The sequence below is a fragment of the Brenneria alni genome (genome assembly GCF_003666245.1).
GTDB classification, from domain to species: Bacteria; Pseudomonadota; Gammaproteobacteria; order Enterobacterales; family Enterobacteriaceae; genus Brenneria; species Brenneria alni.
The window spans coordinates 1-3,828 of the sequence record NZ_MJLZ01000083.1 but is presented as its reverse complement, the minus strand read 5'-3'; the positions used below and the strand labels follow the sequence as shown (position 1 = coordinate 3,828).

The window sequence follows — 3,828 nt, the reverse complement described above, 5'->3', positions numbered from 1 at the left end:
GCTTTTTTATTTGACAACACGATATTTACATTATGCATGAACCCATGTTTACTGATGTCTACTAACGAACAATAACGTAACTTATTGATTTAAATTGACAACACCTATGATTTGTTGGTAAATATACGTTGGTAAAAAACTATATACATTATTTTTTATTCAATAAAACATAGGATTGCACAAATGTTCGATTCCGAGTCCGGCACCACCTTTCCTTTTTTATGCCTCCTTATCAATTCCTATGTGTATGTAATTCAATAAGTTGGCGTAAAAATCTTTCCCGATGCGTTTTGATTTATCCCTACGTATGCGAAAAATTTGGGGTCAGATTGCGGGTCGTTCAGTTCGATGAACGAAGGAGACCCTCACATGGCCCTGAATGACAGCAAAATCCGCGCAGCCAAATCCCGCGCAAAATCCTACAAACTTACCGATTCGCAAGGTCTGTACCTCACGGTATCCGCCAGCGGCGCTAAGTTATGGTATTTCCGCTATCGCTTCGGCGGTAAAGAAAACCGTCTGGCCTTTGGCCGCTATCCTCAGATTACGTTGGCGGAAGCCCGCGAAAAGCGCGACGCGGCGCGTAAGCTGCTGGCGTCCGGCCTCTGCCCTGCCATGATCCGCAAAACGGATAACGCCGCCGTTGATGAATCCCGCACCTTTCAGTACATCGCCACCGCATGGCACACCAGTTGCCTTAAGCTCTGGTCGGACGCTCACGCCTATAAGATCCTCACCTGCCTGAAACGCTACGTTTTTCCCGATATCGGCGCGATGGATATCGCTCAGATTGAGACCCGCCATCTGGCACAGTTGGTTAAAACCATCGACGATAAAGGTGTGCATGACGTCGCCGGGCGGGTGCGCCAGCATCTGACCAAAATCATGCGCCACACCGTCCAGCAGGGCGTAATCAAATATAATCCGGCTTACGATTTGGATGGCGTCGTGGCCCCGATCGTGACCCAACATCACCCCGCCCTGCCGCTGAAACGCCTGCCGGAACTGCTGGAGAAAATGGAAAACTACAAAGGCCGGATGCTGACCCGTCTGGCGCTGGAGCTTAATCTGCATGTTTTCCTGCGCTCCAGCGAACTCCGTTTTGCCCGCTGGGATGAATTCAATCTGAAAGCACATATCTGGAGCGTACCCGCCCAGCGCGAAGCGGTAGACGGCGTACGGTTCTCAGAGCGTGGCGCAAAGATGAAGGATGAACATCTGGTGCCGCTGTCACGGCAGGCGGTCGCCCTGCTGAAACAGATTCAGGTGATTTCCGGCGAGTCGGTCTTCGTTTTTCCTGGCGCACATACCCTGAACAAGCCGATGAGTGAAAACACCATCAACAAGGCGCTGCGCGTGATTGGCTATGACACCAAAGCATTGTCGAACAAACATAGAACTGCGCCGGTTACGGCCTTTTCAGCCCTTTGGCCCTTTCCTGTTTGGCGCTATTACCCTTCGCCTTCCTTTACCCTTTATCCATACGCCCTTTTCCCTTTGGCTGCACCAGAGACAAGAATTATCCATCGTTTCAACGCCCATAAACCTGCGCCACATAACGCCCACGCCCGTCGCCGTGGCCTAAATCCATCGCGACCAATGCCAGAGCCTCTTTTTCACTGAATCTCTGCGCCAGGTAATGACGAATGGCATCCTGCGCCCAGGCGTAGCGCAATGAATGCGGGGAATATGCGCCGGTCAAGCCGATACGCGACGCCTGACCGTGCCAGTATTTCATCGCGCTTTTCAGGTCGGGTTTATCAATCAGCCTGCTGTTGCGTTGTTCTGCCACAGTCAGCGCATTTTCCAGCGCTTTTCTGACTGCGCCAGCGTCCAGAATTACTGTCTCGCGAGGCCGTCCGCCTTTGGTTCCAAAAACGATGGTCAGCCGGGACTCACCACGCTCCAGCGCCTGTTTCCACGTTCTGAGCGACTGCGCACACTGCACCGCTTCCTGTGAACGCAGTCCCATCAACCTTGAAAGTTCCAGCGCCGCCGCCATCCCGGCATCTTTTGCACGAATGGTTTCAATGCTCCGTAGTAATGGCCTGCCGTGTGCCGTTGCGGGATGCGCCGGACAGCCCCAGTAAGCGCTCACAAAATCTCTGCGCCAGCGCCATACGGTCATGAACGGTTTTATGACTGCCGCCCGCCTGCCGCGCCAGCGTTTTCATTTCCTGCTCCAGAAAACTCATTTTTTGCATTTCCCCCTTTCATGATTGCCGCAACTCCAAAATCTGATACAACTTTTCCCCAGCGCGTAGACCGATAGCCCTGAATGATGGGTCGGGCTGCGAACGATACCTGAGCGCCGGGGCGGCAGCCGTTGAGGTGTTGTGGGGCTTCGGTTGTGCTCTCTGAGCGGCCGCCAGCGTTAGCTGGTTATCCCCCGGATCGTCCTGATCCCCCTCCGGTATCGGTTCAAGTTCTCCTGTGAGTGAAAGTGGGTTGAATCACGGTGTCAGAATCCCATCGTGCGTTGGCTCAGTGGAATTATCTGGTGCAATCAAATAGCGCGGGTGCGTCACTTTCCCGCTCGGCACGGTTAAAGTGACGCACTGGACTGGCGCAGTGGTTGAAAATTAAAATGCTGGTGCAAGATAGCGGTCACGCGGCAGCAAAGCCTTACGGCAATGCGGCCGCTGACCGTTGTAACGGGGTTGACGCTCCGGTTCATGGAGCGTCAGTGTTTACAGTACAAATCCGTAGTGAGAACCATCCGGCAGTTCAACATCAAGGCGCAGTTTGCCGCCGGTCGCCTCAACGTAGCGTTTAAGCGTGGACAGTTTCAGGTCGCGGCCCGGTTTTTCCATTCCTGCAACAGTAGGTTGCCTGATGCCCAGCGCCTGCGCTATTTCAACCTGTGTTTTTTGTACTTTCTCACGCAGTTCGGCAAGGTGGATGTTAAGCAGGATGTCCGCCGCCATCGCCTGAGCGTCGGCCACGACTTCCGGTTTTTCATCCGCAAGAAGCTGTTCGAGCGTTCTGCCCATCGCGTTACTCCTTATCATCTAATGTCTTCAGATAATTCGTGAATTCCCGGTCAGCAACCGGGATCATCTGGTCATAAAAACGTTTTTCATTGCCGACCTTGTTACCGCCGCAAAGCAGAATGCCGGTTCGGTAAGGATCGAAGGCAAAAAACACCCGTATCGGATCGCCCCGGCTCTGAACGCGTAGTTCTTTCATGTTGCTGTAGCGAGAGCCTTTAATCGTATCGGCATAAGGTCTGGGCAAACCCGGCCCTTTTTGCCGCAGAACGATAAGCGATGCCAGCACGTTGGTTCGATCGATGGTACTGAGTGAACTGAACCAGCCGTCAAATATGTCCGTTGTTTTAATCGTCCACACGGGACCTCCTTATTAATATAGTGTAAAGCCTATATAGGTGCAAAGCGATAATGAAGAGTCTTAAGTCGCACCAGGCGAAATGCATTCCTCTTTACCGGGAAACTAAAGGCGTATTCCGATCATTCATTACATGTTGTGTAAATGTGTCGTCGCTTTGCGGCGCAGACCTCAAAAACAGCGGGAAGGTGAAGCAGAGTAGAGAATGACCTTAACCGCAATGCGGTCCGGTATTTTCAAAGGTTGATGCCGGTAAAAAGGCGACCATCCTGATACATCAGGCGCTTCTCTCAGGTCATGAAGCATTTTGTGCCGGAGGGATATTACTGTGCAGCAAAAGATGCAGATAAGAGAAAACTGTTTTTCCCTTTTAAAGGATTATTTGTTGATTTTTTACATCAGATAAACAGGAGAAACGGCGTAGAATCTGTATCAGATCTGCGCCAATGGGATATCAATAGTAGCGAGAAGGCCAGATTT

General features: G+C 51.8%; 4 protein-coding genes and 1 pseudogene. 2 read left to right on the top strand and 3 right to left on the bottom strand.

What is annotated here, in order from left to right; genetic code table 11:
* Positions 1–369 precede the first annotated feature (369 nt).
* Positions 370–1,623 (top strand): tyrosine-type recombinase/integrase, encoded by a 1,254-nt coding sequence (locus BIY29_RS19525; RefSeq protein ID WP_240630238.1) that lies wholly within the window; start codon positions 370–372, stop codon positions 1,621–1,623.
* Here the strand turns inward: BIY29_RS19525 and BIY29_RS19520 are convergent.
* The 3 genes and pseudogenes from BIY29_RS19520 to BIY29_RS19505 all read right to left on the bottom strand — a co-directional run bounded on the left by BIY29_RS19520 (position 1,532) and on the right by BIY29_RS19505 (position 3,351).
* Positions 1,532–2,195: pseudogene (locus BIY29_RS19520) on the bottom strand (integrase domain-containing protein). The gene BIY29_RS19525 and the pseudogene BIY29_RS19520 sit on opposite strands and share 92 nt — an antisense overlap.
* A gap of 495 nt (positions 2,196–2,690) precedes the next feature.
* The gene (locus BIY29_RS19510) at positions 2,691–2,993 is read right to left on the bottom strand and encodes a helix-turn-helix domain-containing protein (protein ID WP_121576671.1); all 303 of its coding nucleotides are present in this window, start codon (positions 2,991–2,993) and stop codon (positions 2,691–2,693) included.
* A gap of 4 nt (positions 2,994–2,997) precedes the next feature.
* Positions 2,998–3,351 (bottom strand): type II toxin-antitoxin system RelE/ParE family toxin, encoded by a 354-nt coding sequence (locus tag BIY29_RS19505; RefSeq protein WP_009114532.1) that lies wholly within the window; start codon positions 3,349–3,351, stop codon positions 2,998–3,000.
* Between the two features lie 294 nt (positions 3,352–3,645).
* Between BIY29_RS19505 and BIY29_RS20460 the strand changes: the two genes are divergently transcribed.
* On the top strand, positions 3,646–3,828 hold a 183-nt coding region (locus tag BIY29_RS20460), incomplete at its 3' end, for a hypothetical protein (protein ID WP_205680388.1).

Excerpts from the sequence above, each read along its gene's own strand:
- BIY29_RS19525 (WP_240630238.1), top strand. The coding sequence starts at position 370 with ATGGCCCTGAATGACAGCAAAATCCGCGCAGCCAAATCCCGCGCAAAA.
- BIY29_RS19510 (WP_121576671.1), bottom strand. The coding sequence starts at position 2,993 with ATGGGCAGAACGCTCGAACAGCTTCTTGCGGATGAAAAACCGGAAGTC.